This window comes from Halomonas sp. 707D4 (assembly GCF_024158685.1).
Classification (GTDB): domain Bacteria; phylum Pseudomonadota; class Gammaproteobacteria; order Pseudomonadales; family Halomonadaceae; genus Vreelandella.
Map to the genome: position 1 here is coordinate 1 of NZ_JAMZBD010000381.1, position 3015 is coordinate 3015.

Annotated in this window: 1 rRNA gene; it reads right to left on the bottom strand. The window is 55.3% G+C overall.

The window, feature by feature from the left end:
- Positions 1–97: 97 nt before the first annotated feature.
- A 23S ribosomal RNA gene (locus BIS11_RS13945) occupies positions 98–2989 on the bottom strand.
- Positions 2990–3015 lie beyond the last annotated feature (26 nt).

The window sequence follows — 3015 nt, forward strand, 5'->3', positions numbered from 1 at the left end:
GGGCGTATGCGTGTTCTGTGGCGTCTCTCGCCGATGTTCGGCGCGTATCCGGTTCTTCGTTCGTCGTCACTGTGCGACCAGACCCCTTGGGTGTTATAGGGTCAAGCCTCACGGGCCATTAGTACACGTTAGCTCAACGCCTTGCAGCGCGTCCACACCGTGCCTATCAACCAGCTGGTCTCGCTGGGCCCTTCAGGAGGCTCGAGGCCTCGGGGATGTCTCATCTTGAAGGGGGCTTCCCGCTTAGATGCTTTCAGCGGTTATCCCGTCCGCACATAGCTACCCGGCAATGCCACTGGCGTGACAACCGGAACACCAGAGGTGCGTCCACTCCGGTCCTCTCGTACTAGGAGCAGCCCTTCTCAAACATCCAACGCCCACGGCAGATAGGGACCGAACTGTCTCACGACGTTCTAAACCCAGCTCGCGTACCACTTTAAATGGCGAACAGCCATACCCTTGGGACCGACTTCAGCCCCAGGATGTGATGAGCCGACATCGAGGTGCCAAACACCGCCGTCGATGTGAACTCTTGGGCGGTATCAGCCTGTTATCCCCGGAGTACCTTTTATCCGTTGAGCGATGGCCCTTCCATACAGAACCACCGGATCACTAGAACCTGCTTTCGCACCTGCTCGACGTGTCTGTCTCGCAGTCAAGCACCCTTATGCTCTTGCACTCATTGCACGATGTCCGACCGTGCTGAGGGTACCTTCGTGCTCCTCCGTTACTCTTTGGGAGGAGACCGCCCCAGTCAAACTACCCACCACACACTGTCCTCGATCCGGATGACGGACCTGAGTGAGAACACCAATGATGCCAGGCTGGTATTTCAAGGTTGGCTCCACCCGAACTGGCGTCCGGGTTTCCAAGCCTCCCAGCTATCCTACACAGGCAACATCAGTGTCCAGTGTGAAGCTATAGTAAAGGTTCACGGGGTCTTTCCGTCTAGCCGCGGGTACACCGCATCTTCACGGCGATTTCAATTTCACTGAGTCTCGGGTGGAGACAGCGTGGCCATCATTACGCCATTCGTGCAGGTCGGAACTTACCCGACAAGGAATTTCGCTACCTTAGGACCGTTATAGTTACGGCCGCCGTTTACCGGGGCTTCGATCAAGAGCTTCGGACGAATCCTAACACCATCACTTAACCTTCCGGCACCGGGCAGGCGTCACACCCTATACGTCCGCTTGCGCGTTAGCAGAGTGCTGTGTTTTTACTAAACAGTTGCAGCCACCTGGTATCTTCGACCGGTTCGGGCTTAAGGAGCAAGTCCCATCACCCTACGCCGGCGTGCCTTCTCCCGAAGTTACGGCACCATTTTGCCTAGTTCCTTCACCCGAGTTCTCTCAAGCGCCTTGGGATTCTCACCCTGACCACCTGTGTCGGTTTGGGGTACGGTCGCACATGATCTGAAGCTTAGAGGCTTTTCCTGGAAGCGTGGCATCAATGACTTCCGGTCCAAAGACCGTTCGTCTCGTGTCTCGGCCTTGAAGGGTCCCGGATTTACCTAAGACCCCAGCCTACTCACTTTCACCAGGACAACCAACGCCTGGCTCACCTAGCCTTCTCCGTCCCCCCATCGCAATCATGTCCGGTACGGGAATATTAGCCCGTTTCCCATCGACTACGCGTTTCCGCCTCGCCTTAGGGGCCGACTCACTCTGCTCTGATTAGCATCGAACAGAAAACCTTGGTCTTCCGGCGGGGGAGTTTTTCACTCCCCTTATCGTTACTCATGTCAGCATTCGCACTCGTGATACCTCCAGCATGCCTCTCGACACACCTTCATTGGCTTACACGACGCTCCTCTACCGCTCATCCAGAGGATGAACCCGTAGCTTCGGTACCTGGTTTAGCCCCGTTACATCTTCCGCGCAGGCCGACTCGACTAGTGAGCTATTACGCTTTCTTTAAAGGATGGCTGCTTCTAAGCCAACCTCCTAGCTGTCTGAGCCTTCCCACATCGTTTCCCACTTAACCAGGATTTGGGGACCTTAGCTGACGGTCTGGGTTGTTTCCCTTTTCACGACGGACGTTAGCACCCGCCGTGTGTCTCCCACGCTGGCACTCACCGGTATTCGGAGTTTGCCTCGGGTTGGTAAGTCGGGATGACCCCCTAGCCGAAACAGTGCTCTACCCCCGGTGGTGATACGTGAGGCGCTACCTAAATAGCTTTCGAGGAGAACCAGCTATCTCCGGGCTTGATTAGCCTTTCACTCCGATCCACAAGTCATCCAAATCTTTTTCAACAGATCCTGGTTCGGGCCTCCAGTTGATGTTACTCAACCTTCACCCTGCTCATGGATAGATCGCCCGGTTTCGGGTCTATATCCAGCGACTGGTCGCCCAGTTAAGACTCGATTTCTCTACGCCTCCCCTATACGGTTAAGCTCGCCACTGAATATAAGTCGCTGACCCATTATACAAAAGGTACGCAGTCACGGAACAAGTCCGCTCCTACTGCTTGTACGCACACGGTTTCAGGATCTATTTCACTCCCCTCGCCGGGGTTCTTTTCGCCTTTCCCTCACGGTACTGGTTCACTATCGGTCAGCCAGGAGTATTTAGCCTTGGAGGATGGTCCCCCCGTCTTCAGTCAAGGTTTCTCGTGCCCCGACCTACTCGATTTCACGTGATCAGATTTTCGACTACGGGGCTATCACCCGCTCTGGCCGGACTTCCCAATCCGTTCGTCTAATCTTTCACACGCTTAAGGGCTGGTCCCCGTTCGCTCGCCGCTACTGGGGGAATCTCGGTTGATTTCTTTTCCTCGGGGTACTTAGATGTTTCAGTTCCCCCGGTTCGCCTCGTACCTCTATATATTCAAGGTACGATACTGACCTTGTGGTCAGTGGGTTTCCCCATTCAGAGATGTCCGGGTCACAGGTCGTTTGCCACCTCACCGAACCTTATCGCAGGCTTCCACGTCTTTCATCGCCTCTGGCTGCCTAGGCATCCACCGTGTGCGCTTCATTGCTTGACCCTATAACCCGAAGGAGTCTGGATCGC